At 40.5% G+C, this 25,990-nt stretch carries 20 protein-coding genes and 1 riboswitch; of the genes, 6 read left to right on the plus strand and 14 right to left on the minus strand.

Annotation, left to right across the window (positions count from 1 at the left end):
• Window positions 1-355 precede the first annotated feature (355 nt).
• Entirely contained in the window at window positions 356-736 is a 381-nt protein-coding gene (locus tag AC3Z9T_RS02730) for a hypothetical protein (protein ID WP_490124661.1), read from the plus strand.
• Window positions 737-786: 50 nt separating this feature from the next.
• Here AC3Z9T_RS02730 and AC3Z9T_RS02735 read toward each other — a convergent pair whose 3' ends face one another.
• Together AC3Z9T_RS02735 and AC3Z9T_RS02740 are read right to left on the minus strand one after the other, a co-directional pair.
• Window positions 787-1,308, minus strand: coding sequence for a hypothetical protein (locus AC3Z9T_RS02735; protein ID WP_490124662.1), 522 nt, complete (start codon window positions 1,306-1,308; stop codon window positions 787-789).
• A gap of 259 nt (window positions 1,309-1,567) precedes the next feature.
• Window positions 1,568-1,804 (minus strand): penicillin-binding protein, encoded by a 237-nt coding sequence (locus tag AC3Z9T_RS02740; RefSeq protein WP_490124663.1) that lies wholly within the window; start codon window positions 1,802-1,804, stop codon window positions 1,568-1,570.
• Between the two features lie 654 nt (window positions 1,805-2,458).
• Between AC3Z9T_RS02740 and AC3Z9T_RS02745 the strand changes: the two genes are divergently transcribed.
• A complete protein-coding gene (locus tag AC3Z9T_RS02745; RefSeq protein WP_490124664.1) occupies window positions 2,459-3,925 on the plus strand; it encodes an alanine/glycine:cation symporter family protein in 1,467 nt (488 codons plus the stop codon).
• A gap of 185 nt (window positions 3,926-4,110) precedes the next feature.
• A complete protein-coding gene (gene yddG, locus AC3Z9T_RS02750) occupies window positions 4,111-5,025 on the plus strand; it encodes an aromatic amino acid DMT transporter YddG (protein ID WP_490124665.1) in 915 nt (304 codons plus the stop codon).
• A gap of 6 nt (window positions 5,026-5,031) precedes the next feature.
• Here yddG and brnQ read toward each other — a convergent pair whose 3' ends face one another.
• The 3 genes from brnQ to AC3Z9T_RS02765 form a co-directional block, all read right to left on the minus strand.
• Window positions 5,032-6,351 (minus strand): branched-chain amino acid transport system II carrier protein, encoded by a 1,320-nt coding sequence (brnQ, locus tag AC3Z9T_RS02755; RefSeq protein ID WP_490124666.1) that lies wholly within the window; start codon window positions 6,349-6,351, stop codon window positions 5,032-5,034.
• A gap of 213 nt (window positions 6,352-6,564) precedes the next feature.
• The gene (yidA, locus tag AC3Z9T_RS02760; protein WP_490124667.1) at window positions 6,565-7,380 is read right to left on the minus strand and encodes a sugar-phosphatase; all 816 of its coding nucleotides are present in this window, start codon (window positions 7,378-7,380) and stop codon (window positions 6,565-6,567) included.
• Window positions 7,381-7,478: 98 nt separating this feature from the next.
• On the minus strand, window positions 7,479-7,862 hold the full coding sequence (locus AC3Z9T_RS02765) for a helix-turn-helix domain-containing protein (protein WP_490124668.1): 384 nt from the start codon (window positions 7,860-7,862) through the stop codon (window positions 7,479-7,481).
• 586 nt (window positions 7,863-8,448) lie between these two features.
• Here AC3Z9T_RS02765 and mgrB point away from each other — a divergent pair.
• Window positions 8,449-8,580 (plus strand): PhoP/PhoQ regulatory lipoprotein MgrB, encoded by a 132-nt coding sequence (gene mgrB, locus AC3Z9T_RS02770; RefSeq protein ID WP_490125130.1) that lies wholly within the window; start codon window positions 8,449-8,451, stop codon window positions 8,578-8,580.
• A 196-nt stretch (window positions 8,581-8,776) separates the two neighbouring features.
• Window positions 8,777-10,159: an amino acid permease gene (locus tag AC3Z9T_RS02775; RefSeq protein ID WP_490124669.1), complete on the plus strand. Its 1,383-nt coding sequence runs from the start codon at window positions 8,777-8,779 to the stop codon at window positions 10,157-10,159.
• A 162-nt stretch (window positions 10,160-10,321) separates the two neighbouring features.
• On the opposite strand, the gene pagP is transcribed toward AC3Z9T_RS02775, so the two are convergent.
• Window positions 10,322-10,897, minus strand: coding sequence for a lipid IV(A) palmitoyltransferase PagP (gene pagP, locus AC3Z9T_RS02780; protein WP_490124670.1), 576 nt, complete (start codon window positions 10,895-10,897; stop codon window positions 10,322-10,324).
• 428 nt (window positions 10,898-11,325) lie between these two features.
• Window positions 11,326-11,416, plus strand: a riboswitch (TPP riboswitch).
• A gap of 53 nt (window positions 11,417-11,469) precedes the next feature.
• Between pagP and thiD the strand changes: the two genes are divergently transcribed.
• On the plus strand, window positions 11,470-12,267 hold the full coding sequence (gene thiD / locus AC3Z9T_RS02785; protein ID WP_490124671.1) for a bifunctional hydroxymethylpyrimidine kinase/phosphomethylpyrimidine kinase: 798 nt from the start codon (window positions 11,470-11,472) through the stop codon (window positions 12,265-12,267).
• A 44-nt stretch (window positions 12,268-12,311) separates the two neighbouring features.
• On the opposite strand, the gene fbaB is transcribed toward thiD, so the two are convergent.
• The 8 genes from fbaB to AC3Z9T_RS02825 all read right to left on the minus strand — a co-directional run bounded on the left by fbaB (window position 12,312) and on the right by AC3Z9T_RS02825 (window position 25,900).
• Entirely contained in the window at window positions 12,312-13,361 is a 1,050-nt protein-coding gene (gene fbaB, locus AC3Z9T_RS02790) for a class I fructose-bisphosphate aldolase (RefSeq protein WP_490124672.1), read from the minus strand.
• 46 nt (window positions 13,362-13,407) lie between these two features.
• Window positions 13,408-14,313, minus strand: coding sequence for a lipid kinase YegS (gene yegS, locus AC3Z9T_RS02795; RefSeq protein WP_490124673.1), 906 nt, complete (start codon window positions 14,311-14,313; stop codon window positions 13,408-13,410).
• A 415-nt stretch (window positions 14,314-14,728) separates the two neighbouring features.
• On the minus strand, window positions 14,729-16,108 hold the full coding sequence (gene trhP / locus AC3Z9T_RS02800; RefSeq protein WP_490124674.1) for a prephenate-dependent tRNA uridine(34) hydroxylase TrhP: 1,380 nt from the start codon (window positions 16,106-16,108) through the stop codon (window positions 14,729-14,731).
• 282 nt (window positions 16,109-16,390) lie between these two features.
• The gene (baeR, locus tag AC3Z9T_RS02805) at window positions 16,391-17,086 is read right to left on the minus strand and encodes an envelope stress response regulator BaeR (RefSeq protein WP_490124675.1); all 696 of its coding nucleotides are present in this window, start codon (window positions 17,084-17,086) and stop codon (window positions 16,391-16,393) included.
• Window positions 17,083-18,477: an envelope stress sensor histidine kinase BaeS gene (baeS, locus tag AC3Z9T_RS02810; RefSeq protein ID WP_490125131.1), complete on the minus strand. Its 1,395-nt coding sequence runs from the start codon at window positions 18,475-18,477 to the stop codon at window positions 17,083-17,085. The genes baeR and baeS overlap by 4 nt, the downstream gene beginning before the upstream one ends.
• Window positions 18,478-18,480: 3 nt before the next feature.
• The gene (mdtC, locus tag AC3Z9T_RS02815) at window positions 18,481-21,567 is read right to left on the minus strand and encodes a multidrug efflux RND transporter permease subunit MdtC (protein ID WP_490124676.1); all 3,087 of its coding nucleotides are present in this window, start codon (window positions 21,565-21,567) and stop codon (window positions 18,481-18,483) included.
• A complete protein-coding gene (locus tag AC3Z9T_RS02820) occupies window positions 21,567-24,689 on the minus strand; it encodes an MdtB/MuxB family multidrug efflux RND transporter permease subunit (RefSeq protein ID WP_490124677.1) in 3,123 nt (1,040 codons plus the stop codon). Before AC3Z9T_RS02820 ends, mdtC begins: the two co-directional genes overlap by 1 nt.
• Window positions 24,689-25,900: an MdtA/MuxA family multidrug efflux RND transporter periplasmic adaptor subunit gene (locus AC3Z9T_RS02825; protein ID WP_490124678.1), complete on the minus strand. Its 1,212-nt coding sequence runs from the start codon at window positions 25,898-25,900 to the stop codon at window positions 24,689-24,691. Before AC3Z9T_RS02825 ends, AC3Z9T_RS02820 begins: the two co-directional genes overlap by 1 nt.
• Window positions 25,901-25,990 lie beyond the last annotated feature (90 nt).

Genomic DNA, 25,990 nt, shown 5'->3' on the forward strand with positions numbered 1-25,990 from the left:
AATGTATTTACTCAAATAAATGAATAAATCATGATCTGGCCATGATTTATTCAATATTCCATCACAATGAAAAATATTTGTTTCAAAATTTAACACGAAGTGAGTTTTTTATTATTATTTCACATTGATGTAATGTCTTGTTAATTAATTTTTTTGTTTTTTTTTATTCAGTAAATATAATTCTATTTATTTATCATATATAAATAAATAATACCTTAACTGTATTGAGAGAAAACCTAACTATCACTACTGTAGAGTTGACATGAGAGGAATTTGGCTCATTTTGTTCACTTAAATATGCAAAATGCCGTTATAATTACACCCAGTGGCTAAACGCACAGATAAGGACTATGAGTTGAAACGTGTAAAAACTAAGCTATTGGTTATTTTATTGATTATTGCAGCAGGCTTTGCATATCAATATACAATTACAATAAATGACGCTGACATTCAAAAAATGGCTCAGCAGCTTGTTGAGCAAAAGTTGTCATCGTCATCACAACAAAAAGTGTTTTTCAATGATGTCGCAGTTGTTAAACGTAATCAATACAAAGACGGTGAAGGGGTTCGTGTGTGTGGCACATATCAAGTAGGGGAAGCAGGTATCCCCTTACCATTTGTTGCCAGTGTTGATGTGCGTGATGGTAAGTTTTCAGGCCATAACCAGTTATTATTGAGTGATACTCCAGAAATACAGGCCTCAATCACTAAGATATGCCAAGAAGAAAAATTATAATGAATACGCAGCCCAGTCGTTAGCCTGGGCTTCGTATGACGATAACTGTGCTATTTTGCTTTATTCAATAGCAGCTCAGTTTGTATCTTACAGGCTGAGATTGAATCATTTAGCGATTTAGTAAACTCATCGTGGTTTTTAAATTTGCTTTTGCTATCGCGGACAGCTTTGATAGCAACATCTAAATTCTTTTGCAAATCAGATTCATTTATCTCTAATTTAGTGAGATCAACTTGTTTACTTCTGAGTTGATTCAGCGCACTTGATGTTAATTCATTGCTGCTTTTTTCTGAACTATACGCATCATTCAGTGCTTGACCTGTGATATCACAATAATCAATAGCAGTTTGACTAAGATTTAATGGCTCATTAGCCCCTATTGCGATAACAGGTGCAAAGCATACAGCAAGTAAAAGACGTTTCATGGCAGTACCTCTAGTTTTCACTAAATGAGTATTAACTTTATCGTGTGTTGAAGTGAGACTATAGCAGAATAGCCTTAAAAGATGAGGGTTTAAGCCATATTTCGCATTTTGAAACAAAAAAGAGCCAGTAAAAATACTGGCTGCCATAATTAGCAAAGCAATGTAAATGAAAATTACGTTATATAATTTATCATATAACGGTGGGAAGGAAAGCTTTTTTATCAGTAATAATGCTCATTATTTATGGTAAATATGATCTTGATCAGAAATAAAAGAAGGGAAATGTGGCCCGTCATTGAGGGATAAAAACGGGTCACATATTATGCAATTTTGTTATTTTTCAACCAGCATTGAATCGAAAAATAATTTTTTACTGATTGCTACAATCGTGGGTCGATACAGCCAGTTATTTTGACCAGTGACCATGTTTAAGCACATCTTCTACTAGTTCATGTAACACGATATGAGCTTCTTTATCGTCATGAAATCCGCTAGTTTCAAATGTGGTGGCACCTGAGTCATGAATAATATATAAATCGCTACCTGGGTATACCTCTAACACTCTCGATCTTAGCTCTGAAGTGAAAGCGTCATAGGATTTTTGGGATACAGTATCATCAGAGATTTTAATGGTGATTTTCATTTTTTAACCTTCAGTAGGGTCACAAATTAGCTGTAAAGTTTATTGTGATGTATAAATAGAAGCAATGCTTATTTTACAACTGTCGTTTTGTGATGAGTTGAAAAAATAATCAATTAGTATGTTTAAAAAACAATAGCCAAAATTATGGCTAATCAGATAGTGTTCAGTTTACACATTATTTATTTAAAATAAGGTGTAAACGAATTCATTAGTCTTATTGGGAAAAAGATTAAATCTTATCTAGAAAGTAAAGTATATTAACTATTAGTAGTATTTACATACTGAATTAGTATGCAAGAAAAATAAAATTTATTCACGTTATTTAAAATCAATCAAATGATTGACAATTTTGTTTGTTATGTAATTAAGTATATAACAAATTGATAATTTTGACTATTTTTTGTTCTGCATAGAACGATATATTAGTTGTTTGAATAATAAAAGGCAATGTTAATTATCTTGAATTGAAAAAGTGTTTTACATGAAAGATAAAAAAATATAGTTTTAGGTTTCTTTGTTTTGTATTTAATTACACTTCCTATAAAAGATGAGTTTCTATAATCATTTCTGTGTTTTTTCAGACGAAACATTGTGAAAATTATCATTGGTGAAACAATGATCTTTATTTGTATATTATAAAATAAGGGGAACAGTTTGGTCGAAATTATCAACTATCTAAACAATATTGTCTGGGGTTCACTTCTCATCTACTTATTACTCGGTGCAGGCATCTATTTTACTTTTCGTACAGGTTTTATTCAAATTCGTCACTTTAGCCATATGTTTGGCGTTTTAAAAAACAGTAACCAAACAAACAAAGCTGGCATTTCTTCTTTTCAAGCACTATGCACTAGCTTAGCGGCAAGAGTGGGAACGGGAAATTTAACTGGTGTTGCGATCGCGATTACTGCTGGTGGGCCCGGCGCCATTTTCTGGATGTGGGTCGTTGCATTACTTGGCATGGCTACTTCATTTATTGAATCAACATTAGCGCAGCTTTATAAAACCAAAGATGACCAAGGTAATTATCGTGGTGGGCCCGCTTATTATATGCAAAAAGGGCTAAATATGCGTTGGATGGGAATACTGTTCTCGATATTCCTAATCATTGCATTTGGCTTAGTCTTCAATGCTGTTCAAGCAAACTCTATTGCACAGGCAGCGGCTGTCGCATTTGATTTTAACCCTCTCTATGTTGGCATTGCCCTTGTGGTAATGAGCGGCATTGTTATTTTCGGCGGATTAAAATCAATTGCAAAGGTTGCTGAATTAGTTGTGCCAGTTATGGCATTAGCTTATTTAATGTTGGCATTTTGGGTTGTAGGGCATCATGTTGATCGTTTACCTGAAATTTTTACACTGATTATTCGTAATGCATTTGGGTTGCAAGAGGCGGCTGGCGGTGCGATAGGCTATGGTATCGGGCAAGCGATGACACAAGGGATCCAACGGGGCTTATTTTCAAATGAAGCTGGCATGGGTTCAGCACCTAATGCAGCCGCTTCAGCTGCACCTTATCCGCCACATCCGGCATCACAAGGCTATGTACAAATGCTTGGCGTTTTTATGGACACTATCGTCATTTGCAGTGCTACCGCGATCATCATTCTTTCTTCAGGCGTACTCGATAACCCAACAGAGAAAATCAGTGGTATTGAATTAACTCAGCTTGCTTTGTCATCAGTTGTTGGTGGGTGGGGAGCGACATTTGTTGCTGTTGCGATATTCTTTTTTGCGTTTACTTCTATCATTGCCAATTATGCTTATGCAGAAAGCAATATGATTTTTTTAGAAAATAATCATACTACAGGTTTATTTCTTTTGCGCTTAGCTGCATTGGGAATGGTGATGTTTGGTACATTAGCTGAAATGCCACTGATCTGGAAAATGGCTGATTTATCGATGGGGTTAATGGCAATTACTAATCTTATTGCGATCCTCTTGCTATCGAGTATTGCCTTTAAATTGGCAAAAGATTATAACCTACAACGTAAAGCAGGTAAGGTTCCAACTTTTGATATTGAGCAGCATCCTGAATTGAAAATGCAAGTAGAAGAAGGCATTTGGGAAAAAGAACAAGTCAAACAATGGGTATCTAAAAAAGCGATTCAAAATTCATAAATACGGATTAAATATAATTTGTTTGCTAGTTAGTATAGGTCACCGATACGGTGGCCTTTTTACTGAGTTATTTCCTCAATGAGGTTGTAATTTAATAAACCTTATTAATAATACTTGCTTTCTAATAACTTGAGCTTTAAGGTTTTTCTTAGCAATTACCGGATAACTTTCAAACTGAGCAAAAAATGAAATTAGGTCAGCATGCAGCAACATTTTATGGCGTGATCTCAATATTGTTGTGGAGCACGATTGTCGGTTTAGTTCGCAGTGCTAGTGAAAGCTTTGGTGCTGTTGGTGGTGCAGCACTTATTTATAGTTTTGGTACGGTTATCCTAACTCTATTTATGGGATTGCCTAAAATCCATATCTACCCTAGACGTTACCTTTTTTGGGGAACGCTATTATTTGTCAGTTATGAAATCTGTTTTGTATTAGCGCTAGGGCTAGCGGATGATCGTCAACAAGCGATTGAATTGGGCATGGTGAATTATTTATGGCCAAGTTTCACTATTGCATTAGCTGTATTTTTTAATCGCCAAAAATTTACATGGCTGCTCGGTGCTGGCTTAGCTTTAGCCTTCATAGGTTTGATTTGGGTGATTTCAGGTGATAAACCGATTTCGGTGGACGCGATTTTAACAAATATAAAAAGTAACCCATTTAGCTATTTATTAGCTTTTGCAGGCGCAATTTTTTGGGCATTTTATAGTAATGTGACTAAACGTATCTCTGGTGGCCATAATGGCATGGTGCTATTTTTTCTCATTACATCGATAGGGTTATGGTTATTGTTTGCTTTTCAACCGACTAAACCTTTTGAGGTTTCACCCTCGAGTGTCAGTTTATTATTAATTGCTGCTTTGGCAACCGGTGGAGCAAATGCTTTATGGACACTGGCTGTCATTAGGGGCAATGTGGCATTTCTAGGGACATTGTCCTATTTTACACCTGTCATTTCGACTGCATTTTCTTCAATGTTATTAAGTACCGCACTAACGCTTGGTTTTTGGCAAGGTGTTTTGATGGTCACATTAGGGTCGATTATTTGCTTTTTGGCGACTAGGCGTGTGGCGCTCAATACCAGTAAAGAGCGCCATTGAACTTATTTATGCTAACTGCACAGCTTTAACGGTACATATCTTTCCGATTAAAAGCGAGATAGCAAAAGCAATAATACCCGGTATCAACCAGCCCATGCCTTGTTCAAATAGGGGTAAATGGGTAAGAAGGAAATCCTTCATACTATCGCTGAGTAATTTCAAGTAATTTAATGTATCTAACAAGCTCATAAAAACAATTATAGCGATTGTGATACCGTAAGAAATACGCGGAGCGACCATATAACGGCGAGCAAATTGTAGGAATACAATGGTAACCGATGATGGATATATCATTAGTAGAGCAGGAATGGTAACTCGTAATAGGGTATCTAAGCCAAAAGTAGAAACAAGTGTGGTTAACAATGTGAAAAATATGACCCAAAAGCGATAGCCTAAGCGATGGTGGAATGTTGCAAAGTAATCAGCACAAGCGCTGGTGACACCAACTAAGGTTGTCATACTGGCTAAAAGAACGATACCACACATAATCCAAGTGCCCACAGAACCAAATAACACATCAACATAACGTGAAAATATTTGTCCGCCATTAGTGGCTGTGCTTGCGACTAGTTCGCTAGTCGCACCAAGGTAAAATAAACAAATATAGAGAGCGGCTAATAAACTAACTGAAATTAATCCTGCTTTTATGGTGATAAACGCAACGGTACGAGGCTGGGTAATATTTTTAGAGGCTAAAGCTCTAGCTACAATACCGCCAAATGCCATCGCTGATAAAACATCCATAGTTTGATAGCCATCAATCACACCGCTAAAGAAAGCATAATCTGCATATTGTTTTACGGGTTCATTAATGGGTGATAACGGTTCAACCACAACGGCGACGCCAACGGCAACTAATAGTATTAGCAGTGCAGGCGTCATGAATTTGCCAATAGCACTGATCATTGTGCCTTGTTTAAGCATGAAGAATAGGGAGCAAATATTAAAGAGTAATGCAAAGATTAAATGAGAGGTCGTATCTTTCTCCACAAAACCTAAAGGAATGAACCCCATTTCAAATGCGGTATTGGTGACTCTAGGCATCGCAAATGTTGAGCCAACAATTAAATACAGGGCTACCCAAAAAATAACAGCAACCCATTTAGGTAAATCAACTGAAAGCTTTTCTCCTCGGCCTTTTACTGCAACAGTCACTAGTGTAATAAAAGGAAGAATAACGCCTGTGATAATGAAACCAAGTGATGTATTAAACCAATCTACCCCTGATTGGTAGCCTGCCATAGGAGGGAAAATAATATTGCCTGCACCGAGAAAGAGGGCAAAGACCATCATCCCAAGAATTATCATATCTTTAGTTGAAAACATGTTACTACCTGTTTGTAATGTTTGTTTTGTAATGAATATTTTTGTATTACAGTGTTTTTAAAGGCGTAGATAGTATCAAATTTCGATGGTAGCGTCAGACGCTAAAAGGTTATTTGACTTTAGCTAGTAGTGAAGCGATGGCATTATGGGGGATGGGTTGACTTTATATATTGCAGTTGGTTTGATTGGCAGTGAATAACACTGCCTATGGATTTATTGTTGGTTTATAAATTTATTTAGTGCGACAGCGACGCCATCTTCATTGTTAGTTGCAGTGATAAACTTGGCAATATTGCGAATATTATCGATCGCATTACCCATTGCTACAGGGATCTTGGCATATTGAAGCATTTGTAAGTCGTTATTTTGATCGCCAATACTCATCACTTTGTCTGGTGTAATAGCTAATTTTTCGCAAATCAGTTGTAAAGCAGCACCTTTACTCGCTGTTTTACTGGAGATCTCTAAAAAATAAGGGCTGGTTTTCATCAGCGAATAACTTTCAAAGGTATCTTCAGGAATATAACTAATACCAACACTGAGTTTTTCTGGTTGGTCAATCATCATAAACTTGGTGAATTTTAGGCTAGGATCCATTTCACTTGCAGGGCAATACACAAGAGGTGTATTGGTGAGGTAAGCATCATGAACGGTATAGTGGCTGATATGGCGGTTTGCCGTAAACATGGTGTTTTGTGCCAGCACATGCATATGCACGCCAACTTCATTAGCTAAAGATTCGAAGTATTGGTAGTCAGCAAAATCCAGCAGGTTTTCAATTAAATGCGTTCCATCATTGGCTTGATGGATAACACTGCCGTTATTGCTGATGCAATAGTCCGAAGCGTTGTCTAGGCCTAGCTGTTGAAGGTAAGGGAAGATCCCTGAAAATGGCCTCCCTGAGGCAAGAACTACATGGATACCGTTATGCTTTGCCTGTAAGACCGCATCTTTGACTGCTGGGGTGATTTGGTGCTGAGAGTTGAGTAGAGTACCATCTAAATCAATTGCTACCAGTTTGATAGACATCAACGCCTCCGTTTAATGATGTTTTTACTGAAGTACCTTACTCTATTTACACAAAATGTAAATTAGCCAAACATGAAAAGTATCACTTAGTGAAATACTTAATCATGGGTATGGCTTAAATGTAGTGGTTCTTTAACGTCTAGATCAATATCACTATTTTGCCTGAAATCAAACGGGGTTATCCCATATTCTTTTCGGAACATATAAGTGAAATGTGATTGCGAGCCAAACCCAAAATCTAGCGCGATGTCAAAAATAGATTGCTCGCTGTTTCTTAGTAGGTTCACTGCGCCTGCAAGACGGCGCTGGCGGATGTATTTACCTAATGAAATTCCAGTCACTTCTTTAAAGATCTTTTGCATATGCCATAGCGAATAGCCTGAATAGGCAGCAAGTTCTTCTAAATGGATAACTCGACCTAAGTGTTCTTCGATCCATTTACTTAAAGCATAGACGAGGGCTAAATGATTATCTTGTGGCATCTCAATTAATTACTGAAGTTGTTGACCTGTGCATGTGAAATTTTGTTCAAAACAGAAATATTTTAGTTAACTAGATGAGTTAAAGCACTATTCCTCAATTTTACGACTAAGAACAGTAGTAAAACATCTGCTGTCCGAACCCAAAACATGAGCACGCTACAAAAGGTAGGAAAATCCACTGTGTACCTGTAGTCACTCAGACCCCGAACAGATAAACATAGTTTTAGTATGCTGAAAAAATAAGCATTAATAACTCATGCATCAAATGGAGTAGCTGAAGTATACACAACTTCGTTTGAACATGACAAAGGCTGGTTGTGCGGTATTGACAGTAAATAGATGAAAAAAAAGCCAGTTAAGCCATTTTTATACTCATTAGCTGGAAAATTGAGCATAAATACGAAAATTGACATGAATTACGCATTTTCCTCAAATTTTGAAATAGCCATTGAAGTAAGCTTGAGGAGTTAGAAATTGCCCCCCATAGATTGGATGACACTTTGAGTTTTTAGAATTGACATAAATGACTGAAAACCAATAGCTAAATAATGTTTATGCTGAAGGAGATGTTGGGTTGAAATACAAATTGCTCATCGCTATTTTTGCCGTTTTCGGCTGTATTTTTTTATATCTGCTAGCGATGGATAGATTGTGTGATCAAGGTGGTGAAAACTTTATATTTGGAATATGTCAAATAACTGACTTATTACCGTTTTGAATTTGCCCTTTAATACGCCATACTGTGCTGCCTCTGTTTTTGTCACAACCTATCAATTTTTAATGAGATAGTGATCGCTGATCCAACAGAGAGCATCTTTAAGTAGTGTTGTTAATAACAAAATTCAAATAAACTTGTATGCTTAGCTCAATAATAGAGATAACAAGCAAGTAAATAGGATGATAAGGGTAAAGTTATGGCGCAAGAGCAGCAGACGCTAAAGCGTGGATTAAAGAATAGGCATATCCAGTTGATTGCTTTGGGGGGGGCGGTTGGTACAGGGCTGTTTCTCGGTATAGCAACAACCATTAAGATGGCAGGCCCTTCGGTATTGTTAGGGTATGCATTATGTGGGTTCATTGCCTTTCTGATCATGCGTCAGCTGGGTGAAATGATTGTTCAAGAACCTGTTGCAGGTTCATTTAGTCACTTTGCATTTAAGTATTGGGGTGGCTTTGCTGGCTTTCTATCGGGTTGGAATTACTGGTTTATGTTCATCCTTGTTGGGATGACAGAGCTTACCGCTGCTGGTGAATATATGCGCCGTTGGTGGCCTGACCTGCCGATTTGGGTTTCTGCTGCCGTATTCTTTATTGCAGTTAACGCGGTGAATTTAGTCAATGTTCGCTCTTATGGCGAAACAGAATTTTGGTTTGCGCTCATCAAAGTGATTGCAGTTATCGCCATGATTATTTTTGGTTGTTACTTGCTATTTAGTGGTAAAGGTGGCCCACAGGCCAGTATTACCAATTTATGGGAGCATGGCGGTTTCTTTGCTAATGACTTTATTGGGTTACTGATGGCATTAGCCATTATTATGTTCTCTTTCGGTGGGTTGGAATTAGTGGGGATCACCGCAGCTGAAGCGGAAGAGCCTGAAAAAAGTATTCCAAAAGCAATCAATCAAGTTGTTTATCGTATCCTTATTTTCTATATCGGTTCTTTGACTGTACTGTTAGCGCTTTACCCATGGGTTAACTTAGATGGTAAAACTAGTCCATTCGTTTTGATATTCCATGAATTGGGTGACATGTTAGTAGCTAACGCATTGAATGTGATTATTTTGATTGCGGCACTTTCTGTTTATAACAGTGCTGCATACTGTACTAGCCGTATGCTGTTTGGTTTGGCTCAACAACAAAATGCCCCAAAATTCCTTTCAAAAATTAACAAAGGTGGCGTACCTGTTATGGCACTGATTGTGTCTGGGATCGCAACATCGGGCGGTATTTTGATTAATTTTATCATGGAAGGTAAAGCATTCGAGCTACTAATGACACTGGTTGTAACAACACTAGTACTGAATTGGATTATGATTTGTGTCTCTAACCTAAAATTTAGAGCTGAAATGAACAGGCAAGGGATTGAAACTAAATTTAAAAGTATTTGGTATCCGTTCGGCAACTATTTGTGTTTAGCATTTTTAGCGTTGATATTAGTTATCATTTTAATGATGGATGGTTTAAGAATATCGGTTCTAATTATGCCAGTATGGATTGCAGTTCTATGGGTTGGTTACCAATTCTCAGGCGCTAAAAAACAAGAAAATGCTGACAAGAAAGCGCAAGTAACACATTAGGATCCTCTAAATAATTCGAGATGCAGCTAGGCAACAAGTGAACGTGGTCACTTATGCATTAACGAAAGGTGCCGCGACTTGTAGTATGAAGAGTATAGTGAATAAAATGGCCGGTGACATAATGCACACCGGCCATTTTTGATTTGTGAATATGCTAATTCATTACCATTGCCAACGTAACCATGCAAATAGCACATTACCGTTGTTATAAGTTCCTGGTATATAAGTCGCTTGTAATGATAGCTTGTCATATTCAACAGAAACCAGCGGAAGTGGTACTGGGATTGGAATATAATAGTAATCATCCCTTGCAGTCACACTTAATGTGAAACCTGCCCCCATTCTAAAGCCATCCAAATCACCTGGCACCCACATTTTTTGGAAACCATAGCCTACAATTGGCTCTACTTTATTATGTGAATCCATAAATGCCATGGCGTATAACGAATGCCAATCATTATCTTCATCGTAGCGATACTTACCTAGTCCAAAACCCCATGGGTTTTCATTATAGCTATCTGTTTTTTCTTTATCGTAAGTAAAGCGGTTATGCCATGTTAATACCGGAAGATATACTTCATATTGATCTGAATCCCACGTGGTACTGACATTTCGGGTAAATTTATCCCATAACCCCTCAGATGGCTGATCTGTTGAGGTCGATGAAGCTGTGCAGATAGAGGATGCCATCAAAAAGGTGGTTCCTACAGCTAGCTGCAATTTTTTGTTAACTCTCATTGTAAATCCGACTCAGGTTAATGCACGTTTTATGTTATAGGTTTAAATATTAATTGTGAGAATGAATATTATTTCTCACGAAACGCTATGCTTACTAATTATTTTAGATTACCTAGAAGTGATATAACAGCACTAATTTAGTTTATCTAATAGTGGAGTTTATCTGAATTGTGTGGGATTTGGGTTTGAAGAATTTCATTCTCTCGTATGATTTGCTTTAAGCAAACAAGAAATTCTATGGTGTAAAGATTTTCAGCAGCTGGTTGACAATTATTCCTACTTACAAAGTGGATATCAGCCTTTTACTTTGTTCGATGAAGTTGTTGGGAAGGAATAAATCCCGCTTAGATCTTCCACAGAATTTTTTGACTATTACACAGTGATTTTGTAGGGGTTTTTTGTGAAAAAAAGTGCGATACTAATCAAGTAGTTTTGGCTCGGGGCGTCGATGAAGACTGAGAAGCACCCGTATCACCTGATCTGGATAATGCCAGCGTAGGGAAGTCGGAAGCGTCAGTGATAACCCTTCCTATATGACCGCTCCTTACCCTGTGCTTGAGGAGTGACATTTCATGAGAATCAATGCGTTAACTATTGCTGGGACCGATCCATCGGGCGGTGCAGGGGTCCAAGCTGATTTGAAAACATTTTCAGCGCTCGGCGCTTATGGCACTAGTGTGATGACAGCATTGGTTGCACAAAACACTCACGGTGTACAATTAGTACATGAACTACCTGATAGTTTTGTGGCTGCGCAACTTGAATCCGTCCTTAGCGATGTGCGTATTGATAGCGCTAAAATAGGCATGTTATTTAATCAAAAAGTGATTGAAGTCGTCGCTCAAGCGCTAAAGCAATATCCTATTCCATATGTGGTTTTAGATACGGTAATGGTTGCGAAAAGTGGTGATCCATTGCTACTTCCTGATGCAGTTGATGCGATGAGGAGTGAACTGCTACCACTAGTTTCATTGATAACGCCTAATTTACCTGAAGCAGCAGCATTGCTTGATGAGCCTGTGGCTCATACAGAAAGCCAAATGTTAGACCAAGGCCATCGGTTACTTAAAATGGGTTGTAAGGCGGTGTTAATGAAAGGAGGGCATTTAAGCGACAACGAAAGCCCTGATTGGTTAATTACTCTTGAAGGTGAATGGCGTTTTACCTCACCGAGAGTCAATACACGCCATACGCATGGAACAGGCTGTACATTATCAGCAGCATTGGCTGCCTTGAGGCCACGTTTTGTTGATTGGCAAACGACAGTTTCTGAAGCAAAAGCTTACTTACAGGCAGCATTAGAACAAGCAGATAGTTTAGAAGTCGGCTCAGGTATTGGGCCTGTACACCATTTTCATGCATGGTGGTAAGAAAGCAAAAAGCCCTCAAATATTGAGGGCTAATTAAAGAAGGTTTAAGCAATAGTGACTTCTTTACTGAGGTAAACATCTTGTACGGCATTAATCAGTGCTACGCCTTCTTGCATTGATTTTTTGAAGGCTTTACGGCCTAAGATCAGCCCCATTCCACCTGCACGCTTATTGATAACAGCAGTGCGTACTGATTCACTTAAGTCATTCTGCCCAGCGGCGCCGCCTGAGTTAATCAATCCGGCACGTCCCATATAGCAATTAGCTAATTGATAACGAACCAGATCAATCGGGTTATCTGTTGTCAGCTTTGTGTAGACGCGTTCATCAGTATGACCAAATCCAACGGCTTTATAGCCACCGTTATTTTCAGCCATTTTTTGCTTCACAATATCAGCGCCAATAGTTGCTGCAATATGATTAGCTTGTCCGGTTAAGTCCGCACTAGAATGGTAATCAACACCATCCTTTTTAAATGCGGGGTTACGTAAATAGGCCCACAATACAGTGACCATACCTAGTTCATGTGCACGTTCAAATGCGGCAGAGATTTCTTCAATTTGACGACGTGATTCAATTGAGCCGAAATAGATGGTAGCTCCTACAGCAACAGCACCCATTTCAAAAGCTTGCTCGACGCTCGCGTATAATGTTTGATCGTATTGAGCTGGGTAACTGAGTGTTTCGTTATGATTTAGTTTCACTAAAAATGGAATTTTATGTGCATAACGGCGTGAAACGGAAGCCAGTACACCATAAGTGGAAGCAACACAATTACAGCCAGCCTCAATTGCGAGTTCAACAATGTTTTTAGGATCGAAATAGAGTGGGTTTGCCGCAAATGAAGCTGCTGCAGAGTGCTCAACACCTTGGTCGACAGGAAGGATAGAAAGATAGCCTGTACCCGCTAAGCGGCCATGATTAAACAAGGTTTGCATTGAGCGAAGAACACTATTGGGGCGATTATTGTCGATCATGACACGGTCAACAAAGTCAGAGCCCGGTAAGTAAATATTTTCACGAGGAATGGTTTGGCAACGATGGTCTAAAAGAGTGGATGCTTCGGAACCTAACAGCTTGGCAATATCAGTCATGACTTCCTCCATTTAACAAAAGTCTAGGGGATGTTAATCATTAAATTTAAGATAACAAGCCACATTGAGGTGGTAACCGGCAGTGGATCGCTTCAGGTAGTAATTCGAAGGTGAATGTTTCACCCGAAAGGGGTTCTCCGTCTAAATTAAACACCATTTTATGCGGCGAAGAAATTTTTACCCAACAAGTTGTTTTTTCAATTAAATGCTGATTTTTCTCACTAGAGAATAAATTGCTCAGTAAAGCAGGGATCACATCACGAGCGGGAACAACCAGTAAATTTAATTGACCGTCGTTGATTAAGGCATCAGGAGTCAGCAATTGTCCACCTCCGGCTTGCCTACCATTACCGACAGCAACGACTAACGTTTCGCCTTCCCAACTAAAATGTTCAGTTTCAATTTTGCAGGTATCGGTTTTGAGTGTATCAGGGCGCAGCAATCCATTAATCACATAGGCTGCACCGCCGAGGGCAGATTTTAATGCCTCGGGGGTTTCTGTCGTGATACGCGTTCCAAAACCACCTGTCGCCATATTCATAAAAAATGACTTATGATTGACTCTAGCAATATCTATCGCAAATGATTTGCCTTTTACTGCTAATGATAAGGCTGCATGAATATCCATTGGAATATTGGCACTGGTTGCAAAATCATTGGCGGTTCCTAATGGGAGGATACCGATAGCAGGGCGCAGTGCTTCAGGTTGCTGCATTAATGCACTTGCAACAGCGTTTATTGTGCCATCACCACCGCCAGCAATGATAGTTTCTATACCTTGATTGGATGCTTCAGTAAGATAAATAGGTAACTCACTGGTTTCCCAAGGGATCCTCACCAAAATATTGTGGCCTTCTTCGCGTAGTTGGTAAACGGCTTTTCTGAATTCAGGGTTGGCTGATTGTTTACCGTTAAGAATAATAAGAGCGCTATGTTGTTTATAAGTAGGCATGATATTCCTTCAATGAGACAATACTGTTTATAGTATAGCCATAATCGGAATAAATAATCACATTGAGCGATTATGCTGTTGGAATATTTTGTAGGGGTATAAAAAAGAAATGGCTAGCTCAAGGGAGATTGAGCCAGCCAAGGAGGTGGTTCCTAGTCTTACTTTATGACTTTCTAGTTCTTCATTTTCGAAAGTGACTATACGACATTGAATAGCTAATTGTTGTGATCTATTGCATAAAAATGGATATTAAATGCATTTTAACGGCTAGGCATTATTTTTGAGAATTATTATCAATTCTTGATAAGGTTTACGTTGCGGATAATTCAGATGAGAAGAAATAAAAAATGCTAGAAATTCAATTGAATAAATTGATAATTTCTAGCATTAAAAATGACTGATTGATAGTCGCTAATTAAGCGTTAGTTATCGCTTCTGATTGGTGGGGAGAGCGAGTTGTTGTGCCCGCTAAATTACGGATCAACAATCCAAAATTCACATCTATATCATCAGGTACAGGTAAATAAACCACATGGCCATTACCTGGCGCAACGTCAATAGCTTCACCTTTACGGTTTTGCAATGCGTCAAGTGTAAAGACAATGTTGCCTGCAGGGGTCATCAATTCTAAGCTATCGCCTAGGCTAAATTTGTTTTTAACATCAACTTCTGCAAGCCCATTAATGCGTTTACCCGTAAATTCACCTACAAATTGCTGTGTTTCAGAGACGGAGTAACCATACTCATAGGTTTGATATGCATCGTGAGTATGGCGACGTAAAAAGCCTTCGGTGTAACCGCGATGAGCTAAACCTTCTAAGGTTGAAAGTAATGTTGGATCAAACGGTTTACCTGCGACGGCATCATCAATTGCACGACGGTAAACTTGTGCAGTACGCGCGCAGTAATAGAATGATTTAGTACGACCTTCAATTTTTAATGAGTGCACACCCATCTGAGTCAGATTTTCAACGTGTTCAATGGCACGTAAATCTTTGGAGTTCATGATATAAGTGCCATGTTCGTCTTCAAAGGCGGTCATATATTCGCCCGGACGTTTAGCTTCTTCAATCATAAATACTTTATCAGTTGGTTCGCCTTCACCTAATGTTGGAGCAACATTTTTGACAGGGATCGGCTCATGGACATGGACGATATTGCCTACATCATCTTCTTTACCTTCTTCGACTTTGTATTCCCAACGGCAAGCATTGGTACATGTGCCTTGGTTCGGATCACGCTTATTAATATAACCAGATAATAAGCAACGCCCTGAATAAGCCATACAAAGAGCGCCATGTACAAACACTTCGAGCTCGATGTCAGGAACTTGTTTGCGGATTTCGGCGATTTCTTCGAGAGAAAGCTCACGAGATAAAATCACGCGAGTGAGCCCCATTTGTTTCCAGAATTTTACCGACGCCCAGTTCACTGCGTTTGCTTGTACCGATAAATGAATATCCATTTCAGGAAATGCTTCACGTACCATCATGATCAATCCCGGATCGGACATAATCAGTGCATCAGGGCCCATTTCAATGACAGGTGTCAAATCACGAATAAAAGTTTTTAACTTTGCATTGTGAGGTGCGATATTCACCACAACATAGAATTTTTTGCCGAGGTCATGTGCTTCTTGGATCCCTTTGGCAAGGTTTTCATGATTGAACTCGTTATTACGTACGCGAAGACTATAACGTGGCTGGCCTGCGTAAACGGCATCTGCGCCATACGCGAAAGCATAACGCATGTTCTTTAAAGAACCTGCTGGTGATAATAATTCTGGAGTAAACATGTTTGTTCTCAGTCTGATGTCAAGTCAGTACTTCCTGCATAATGAGGAAGTGAGGTTGTTGACGAAGCGGGATAAAAGCGAGGTTTTTCCTGCTCCGTGTTATCAGCCGAAAATCAATAAATTGATTTTCAAAACCCTAACGACTGCTGTCAAACAGAATACGTTTGTGAGCAGCCTGACTTCCTCTTGAGGAGGAAGACTTTTTAAGGGGGCTGATTTTAGCGCCGTTTGCGAAAAAATTAAAGTATTCCCTACAAATTGTACTGATATAGAACCTGCAAATTACACCTCATCCCATCGATAACCTAAACCATAAATAGAACGAATAAAGGTTTTTTCATTATCAAGTGATTCGAGTTTACGGCGCAGGTTTTTGACGTGGCTATCAATCGTTCTATCTGTGACAATACGGTGGTCGTCATACAAAATATCGAGCAGTTGATCGCGTGAAAATACAGTTCCTGAATTATCCGACAAAAACTTTACTAACCGGAATTCTGCTGGGGTTAGCTCAAGCTGTTGTTCACCATAGCGTACTTGAAATGCGCTTTCATCAATAACTAACTGAGTTTTATTTTTATTTGGTGTCACGATGCGTTGGCAGCGACGTAAAATAGTTCTTACTCGTGCAACGACTTCGCGAGGACTAAAAGGTTTACAAATATAATCATCAGCGCCAATCTCTAAACCAAGTAAGCGATCTATTTCTTCAGTCTTAGCGGTGACCATAATAATGGGGATTTCACAAAACTTGCGTAATTCACGGCAGATGGTTAATCCATCCATGCCAGGTAGCATAAGATCGAGTAGGATGATGTCTGGTTGGTGTTGTTTGACATAACCAATCACCTCATCGCCTCGTTGTAATAGTGAAGGTTGGTATCCTGCAGCTTGAAGGTAATCATAAAGTAGTTGACCGAGTTTCGGTTCGTCTTCAACAACGAGTACATTCGCACTTGAAGGCTCTGACACTGTCACTGTTCATTTTCCTTTTGATTAATCGGTAAATGGATAGCAATGCATACGCCCCCTAGTGGGGAAGGCGTTGCTTGCATGCTACCTTGATGTGCTTCAATAATATTATAGCAAATCGCTAAGCCTAGGCCAGATCCGCCACTGGCTCGATTTCGCGACTCCTCGGCACGATAAAATCGCTCAAAAAGATGGCTACATTGTTCGCTGGTTAGGCCGGGAGCACTGTCTTCCCAATACAAAGAAAACTGATTGTGTTCAATAGTTGTTCGGATGACAATTTTTCCGTTTGCATCAGTATAACGTAGGCTATTTTCCATTAAGTTATAAAGCAATTGCAGGATGCGATCTGGGTCTATATTAATAATTTGCTGATTTGGGAAGTTTTTTTCAACAATAATTTGCTTTTCTTCTAAACGCCAACGTGCTTGGCCAACCGTCATGTCAATCAAAGGAATAATATCAGCAGATTGAATACGATAGACTAACGACCCTCTATCAGACAGAGACAGCTGGTGTAGGTCGTTAACTAGCTTAATTAATGTTTGCGTTTCAGCGAGTAAAGAATTGATGGTTTCAGGTGTTGCTTGGCGAACACCATCTTGTACAGCTTCAAGCTCACCTTGTAATACAGAGAGTGGAGTGCGTAATTCATGTGAAATATCAGCCATATAGTCACGACGCATATGTTCATTTTTTTCGAGTGTCGATGCAAGGTGGTTAAAATCTTTAGCGAGTTGGCCTAGCTCATCGCGACCGGTTTCGGAGACACGAGTAGTGAAATCACCATTAGCAAGTTGGTTAGTACCATCTAATAAGCGCTTGATTGGTTTTAAAAAACCACGGGCTAACAAAATCGTGGCGATCAACGCGACAATCAATGATAAACCTGCAATCAGCCAGCTAGTCATCATCTGCTGTTCTTCAAAACGACGATCTATTTCACTGCTGATACCATCACCGTAGCTGGCGATCACCCATCCGACCGTTTTACCATCGGTTGTGATAACTGCTTGACGAAGTACGTCGTCAGGCAATGGCACATCACGACCTAAGATCAAGCGATTTTCGTCGTCATAGACCCAAAAGTAGGAGCGCCAACCTTTAGGTTTGGAGGGAGGGAGTGAACGCTGGTGGTGCTCAATACTGCGTAAGATATTAAAAAATGCACGCTCATTGCGGATTAAAAAACGCCAGCTACCAGTTTCATCATATTGTTCAGCAAGGGCGTCAGCGATCAGTTCAGCTCGTTGTTGGTCATTTTCTTTAATATAATCAATAAACCCATGCTGAAAGCTCATGCGAACACCTTGGTGCATGATCACCACTAATAGCAAGCAAGTGGCAAAGATAGCCAAAAATAATCGAGTACTGACGCTGCTGAATCTAAATTTCATCATTTACGCCTTTGCGTGTTTAGGGTCACTCTGTTTTTTCGAAAAACGCTGTCTGAGTTGGTCAAAACATAAATAAACCACAGGTGTAGTAAATAACGTTAATAATTGACTCATCACCAAACCGCCAACAATTGTGATACCAAGTGGTTGACGTAATTCAGCACCATCGCCACTACCTAAAGCGAGTGGTAATGCTCCAAAAATAGCGGCTAATGTGGTCATCAAAATTGGCCTAAAACGTAACATACTGGCACGGAATATCGCTTCTCTTGCAGTTAAACCTTCGTTGCGTTGTGCATGAATAGCGAAATCGACCATGATTATGGCATTTTTCTTAACTATACCAATTAATAGCATAATCCCGATTAGAGCGATCAAGCTGAAAGGAGTATTGAATAGCTCTAAGGCGAGTAATGCACCGACGCCAGCGGAAGGCAAAGTGGATAAAATGGTAAGAGGGTGAATATAGCTTTCATAGAGGATCCCCAATACCAAATATACTGTAATGATAGCGGCAAAGATTAGGAATAACTGTGATTTTAGTGTGTCTTGAAACACTTGCGCTGTACCAGCGAAAGTACCTCGTACGGTTGCTGGTACACCAAGTGCAGTCATGGTTTTTTCGATAGCAGACATTGCTTGATCAAGGGTGTAGCCTTCCGCTAAGTTGAAAGAAATGGTTGATGCTGCTGATAAACCTTGATGATTAACGCTTAATGGTGCATTAGCTGGCTGCCAACGAGCAAAGTAAGATAGCGGGATGGCCTCACCCGTATTATTGATAACAAACATTTTATCTAATGCGCTGACATCTTGCGTATATTCAGGAGCAACTTCCATTACGACTTTATATTGGTTCATTGCTTCATAGATAGTTGAAACTTGGCGTTGCCCAAACGCATTATTAAGCAAGTCATTGGCTTCACGTACATCGATGCCCAATTGCGCCATTAAATCTCTATCATAGGTGATCGCCATCTCAGCGCCTTTATCTTCTTTATCTGAGTTCACATCAGTGACTTGAGGAAGATCGGCAATGGCTTTACGGATAGCGGGTTCCCATTCACGTAGCACATTTAACTCGTCAGCAAGTAGAGAAAATTGGTAGCTGGCATTGGATTGACGCCCCCCCACACGAATATCTTGCACTGGCATCATAAACAAGTTTGCGCCTGGTTCTTTGGCGAGTTTGATTCGCAGTCGGTTGATGATTGAGTTTGCACTTTCCTTGCGTTCGTCCAATGGTTTTAACGAAATAAACATTGAACCACTGTTAACGCGGCTACCGCCTGTAAAACCGGTCACGTTATCGACCGCAGGATCCGCATTCACTTCTTGCATGAAACGGGTCATTTTCTCCTTCATTGCTTGAAATGAAATACTTTGGTCTGCACGAACAAAGCCAAGTAAACGGCCGGTATCCTGCTCAGGGAAAAAGGTTTTAGGGATCGCGATATACAGATAGATATTTAAACCAATCGTGGTGAAGAGTATCGCTAACACGCTACGTTTATGGGATAGCACCCAATTTAACGTGACGCCGTAACTTTGTTGTACACGTAATAAACAGCGGGCTGTGAATCCCTGTTTATCGGACTTCTTGACTATCTGTTTTTTTAATAAATGCGCGCACATCATTGGGGTGAGCGTTAATGAAATAATTAATGAGATACCAATTGCCGTCGCGAGGGTAATGGCAAATTCGCGGAACAATCGGCCAACTAACCCCTCCATTAATAATAGAGGGATGAATACCGCGACTAAGGAAATACTCATTGAGACGACGGTAAAGCCAACTTCACTAACCCCTCTAACAGCTGCAATAAATGGTCGGCTGCCATTTTCGATATGCCGTGAGATATTTTCCAGTACCACAATTGCGTCGTCGACCACAAAGCCAGTGGCTACGGTCAACGCCATTAGCGATAAGTTATTAAGACTGAAACCACACAGGTACATTGCTGTGAAAGTACCAATCAGTGATACAGGAACTGCAATGGCAGGGATCAGGGTAGCTCGACCTGAACGTAAAAACAGCAATACAACTAAGATCACCAATGCGATAGCAATCATCAATGCACGTTCAACTTCCACTAACGAGGCACGAATGGTTGGGGTTCTATCTTGAGCGACCTTCAAATCAATCGCTGCGGGGATCATGTCTTGAAATTCAGGTAATTCAGCGCGAATGCGATTAACGGTTTCAATGATATTTGCTCCCGCCTCGCGGCGGATCACAATCAAAATGGCCGGTTCGCCGCCAGACATACCTGCGGTGCGGACATCTTGCACTGAGTCTTTGACATTGGCGACATCACTCAGTTTAACGGCATTACCATTTTGATAATGAACAATTATAGGACGATAATCTACGGCTTTTTTCAGCTCATCATTGGTCTGTACCTGCCAGCGTTTATCATCATCATTAATGTAGCCTTGCGGTTGGCGTACGTTGGCGCTATTGATGGCTGAACGGACTTTATCAAGAGAAACACCTTGATTAAACAGCGCAGTTGGATTGAGTTCCACACGAACCGCTGGCAATGAGCCTCCACCAACAGAAACTTCACTGACACCTTCAATCTGTGCGATGCGTTGAGATAAACGAGTTGATGCAATGTCATAAATTTCGCCTGTACTCATGGTTTTTGAGGTTAAAGTCAAAATCATGATCGGGGCATCAGATGGATTCGATTTGTAATAGCGCGGCTTACTTTGCATACCACTGGGTAACAAACTTTGAGCGGCATTAATAGCGGCCTGTACTTCACGAGCTGCATTATTAATATCTTTATCAAGATTGAACTCAAGGGTGATAGTGGTACGCCCAAGTGAACTACTGGAGGTCATCTCACTGATCCCCGCGATACTACCTAGTGAACGTTCAAGAGGTGTCGCAATCGAAGAGGCCATTGTTTCCGGTGAAGCACCGGAAAGTGACGCTGTCACGTTTATTACAGGGTAATCAACTTGTGGTAATGGAGCCACAGGTAAGAACATAAAACTGAGTGCGCCGCATAGCGAGATAGCAACGCTAATCAGTGTTGTTGCAACAGGACGGCTGATAAATAAGGCGAAGAAGCGCTTCATTATGACACCTGTTGCTTACGGTTTTGGCGACGAGCCTTGATATTGTTGGCTAAGCTATCAAATAGTAGATAAATCACTGGTGTAGTAAATAAAGTGAGTATCTGGCTCATGATCAAACCACCAACCATACAAATCCCTAATGGCTGGCGCAGCTCCGCACCGACACCAGTACTTAACATTAAAGGTAATGCACCCAGTAATGCCGCCATTGTGGTCATTAGGATAGGGCGAAAACGCAGCAAACAAGCTTGATAAATCGCTTCCTGCGGTGACATGCCTTGCTCTCGTTCGGCGGCTAAAGCAAAGTCAATCATCATGATAGCGTTCTTTTTCACTATCCCTATCAGCAAAATAATACCAATGACGGCAATTACATCCAATTCACTGCCAGCCATCATCAAGGCCAATAATGCGCCAACACCTGCGGTAGGTAAGGTGGATAGGATGGTGATTGGGTGAATGAAGCTTTCATACAAAATACCTAGCACAATATACATTGCAACAATAGCTGCTGCGATCAGCCAAACCGTGCTGCTTAATGCAGCCTCAAACGCTAAGGTTGCGCCTTGGAATTGCGTGGTAATGGATTTCGGCATTTCGATTTGCGTTTCCGCATTTTTTACTGCATTAACCGCAGATTCGAGGGATGCACCATCAGCGAGGTTAAAAGAGAAGGTTGCTGCAGGGAATTGATCGAGATGATTTATCGCTAGCGGTCCATAACCTTCTTGGATATTCACTAAAGTACTTAAAGGTACAATGGCTCCATCAGTACCTTTGAGGCGAACATCATTTAACGCATCCATACCATCACGAGTTTGTGTATTGTGCTCAATAATGACGCGATATTGGTTCGATTGGGTGTAAATGGTGGAAATCATACGCTGACCAAACGCATTATATAAAGCATTATCAATGGCTGACATAGTGATGCCAAAGCGACTTGCGGTATCCCTATCTACATTGACATAAGCAACTAAGCCTTTGTCTTGCCAATCACTACTGACATCAACTAACTCAGGTTGTTTATTCAATTCAGTTATTAGTTTTGGTACCCATTGGCTCAGTTCTTCTAGAGAACCTGCTTGTAGCGTAAATTGGTACTGAGTTCGTGCTAATTGGGTATCAATAGTCAAATCTTGCATGGGTTGTAGATACAGTGTGACACCTGATACGCCATCAGCTATTTTTTGTAGGCGTGGGATAATGGTGCTAACACGATCAGGACGTTCATCCAGCGGTTTTAAAGTAATTTGAATGCGCCCATTGTTAAGGGTTGCATTGGTACCATCAATACCCACGTAGGTGGTAATATTATCAACCGCAGGATCTGCCAGTAATTTCTCAGCGACTTCTTGCTGCTTTTGTGACATTGCAGAGAAAGAAATGGATTGGCGGCTTTCAATCGTACCTTGAATAATGCCATTGTCTTGTAATGGGAAGAAGCCTTTTGGGATCCACAGATACAACAGTACAGTTAAGACAAGTGTACCAAGGGCAACTGAAAGGGTTAACCAACGATGATTGAGAACACGTTTTAACCAAATAGCATACCAAGCGATCATGCCTTCAAAGAAACGTTCACAGGCAAGCTCAAAGCTATTATGTTTATGCTCTGATTCAGGTTTCAGCAAACGTGCGCACATCATGGGGGTGAGTGTTAATGAAACGACAGCTGAAATCAGGATGGCAACGGCAAGAGTGATCGCAAATTCCCTGAATAATCGTCCAACAATATCGCCCATAAATAATAATGGGATCAACACAGCAACCAATGAGAAAGTTAGTGAGATAATGGTAAAGCCAATTTCCCCTGCGCCCTTTAACGCGGCAACAACTGGTTTATCACCTTGTTCAAGGTAACGAGAGATATTTTCAATGACGACGATTGCATCATCAACCACAAAGCCAGTGGCGATAGTGAGTGCCATTAAAGTTAAGTTATTGACAGAAAAACCACAAAAATACATTACAGCAAAGGTACCAACGAGGGAGAGCGGTACGGCAATTCCTGGGATCAGCGTTGCTATGCCATTACGTAGGAATAGATAAATAACCATTACAACTAATGCGATAGCAAGCATTAGTTCAAATTGAACATCGTTGACAGAAGCTCGAATGGTGCTGGTTCTATCGGTTAAAATCTTCACATCAACCGATTTCGGCAATGTATCAATCAATTCAGGCAGCAGATTGCGAATAGTATCGGTTGTTTCGATAACGTTAGCGCCCGGTTGGCGCTGAACATTAATCACAATTGCTTTTTGTGTGTTTGCCCATGCTCCTAAATAGGCATTTTCAGCAGCTTGTTGGATGGTGGCAATATCACCGAGTCGTACTGGTGCACCATTTTGATAGGCAACAATTAAATGACGGTAATCATCCAAAGACTTCATCTGGTCATTAGCAGAGAGTGTTACGGCTCGTGTTGGGCCATCAAAGCTACCCTTGGCGGAATTGACGTTCGCGTTATTAATTGCCGTTCGAATAGTATCGCTATCCAATCCTTTTGCTGCCATGGCTTGAGGGTTTAAACTCACTCGCACAGCAGGGCGTTGGCCGCCTGCAAGGGTAACTAGGCCAACACCATTAACTTGCGATATTTTTTGAGCAATTCGATTCTCAATCATATCTTGAACTTGCGTTAGTGGCATGGCATCTGAGGTGACAGCAAGGGTCAAAACAGGGGGATCGGCTGGATTGACCTTATTATAAATTGGTGGATATGGTAAATCAGAAGGTAATAAACTAGAGGCTGAGTTAATAGCGGCTTGTACCTCTTGTTCTGCAACCTCTAAAGGCAGTGTCAGCTGAAACATCAAGGTGATCACTGAAGCGCCACCAGAGCTTTGTGATGACATTTGTTTTAATCCAGACATTTGCCCAAATTGTGTTTCGAGCGGTGCCGTGACTGCTGATGTCATTACTTCTGGGCTGGCACCCGGATATAACGTCACAACTTGAATGGTTGGATAATCGACTTCAGGTAATGCTGATACAGGTAGGAAACGATAGCCAATGATCCCCGCCAATAGGATCGCCACCATAAATAAAGTTGTCGCAACAGGGCGTAATATAAATAAGCGAGAAGGGCCGCCACCTTTTTGGATCCCCGGTTGCATTAGGCTTTCTCCGCGCTATTTTTGCTGGATTTAGCGATATTATTACTATTAACGACTTCAACACTTGTGCCATCAGTTAAACGGTCGACACCATCAGTGATCACTTTTGTATGTGCAGCGAGGCCGCTTTCAATGACAACTTGTTGGCTATCTTGCATACCAACAGTGACCGATTGTTTGCTAACACGGTTATCGTTACTCAGTACCCAAACATAGTGCCCTTCGTTACCCATTTGCAGCGCTGCTGTTGGGATAACAACTGCATTTTGCAGGGTTTCTACCTGCATTTTAATATTGACAAATTGGTTAGGAAACAGGCTCTGTGCTTCATTAGTGAAGCGAGCTTTCATTTTTAATGTACCTGTTGCCGCATCGATTTGGTTATCGGTACTTAACAGATAACCTTCACTAATCATTGCAATATTATTTCTATCCCACGCTTCGACTATTACAGGTTGTCCAGAGGCTTGTGCTTTTTGTACCGCTGGAATATCGCCCTCAGGAAGCGCAAATAACACATCAGCAGGCTGAGTTTGAGTGATCACCACGATTGGTGTGGTGGTGCCCGCTGAAATAAAGTTACCTACATCAACTTGTTTTAAACCGATACGGCCTGAAATAGGGGCAGTAATTTTACTGTAGGTAAGTTGTAATTTAGCACTGTCTACCGCAGCTTGGTCTGCTTTAATGCTCCCCTCAGACTGCAGAACCAATGACCGTTGATTATCAAGTTCTTGTTGTGAAATGACTTTTGTACCCGCTAATTTTTGGTAGCGATTTAAATCCAAGCGTGCATTTGCCAAAGTCGCTTTATCTTTTGCCAGTTGGCCTTCCGCTTGGGCCAACTGTACTTCAAAAGGACGAGGGTCGATTTCAGCCAGTAAATCGCCAGCGTTAACCTGCTGACCTTCGACAAAATGCAAAGACATTAACTGGCCCTCCACACGGCTAGTGACTGTAACCATATTGGCGGCTTGTACAGTCCCTAAACCTGATAAGTAGCGAGGAACGATTTTTTCTTGTGCATCGGCGAATTGCACTGGTGCAAGAACACGGTTTGAGCGGGTTTGTGGCTTGTTACTGGCATTATTTTGAGTGGTAGTAGTTTGATTATGCTGAGAATAAAAATACCACCCAGCACCAGCAGCGATAATAATGGCAACGAAAATGGCAGAACGGGTTAGTGTGGTATGGCGTTTTTGTTTATTCATTTAAATTTTCGCTTAGCTCAACGTCGAGTAAAAAAAAAGCATCATATTTTGATGGCTATATAGAGGCATAGAACATCCTCTATATAGTTA

It is taken from the genome of Providencia sp. 6390 (assembly GCF_058148425.1).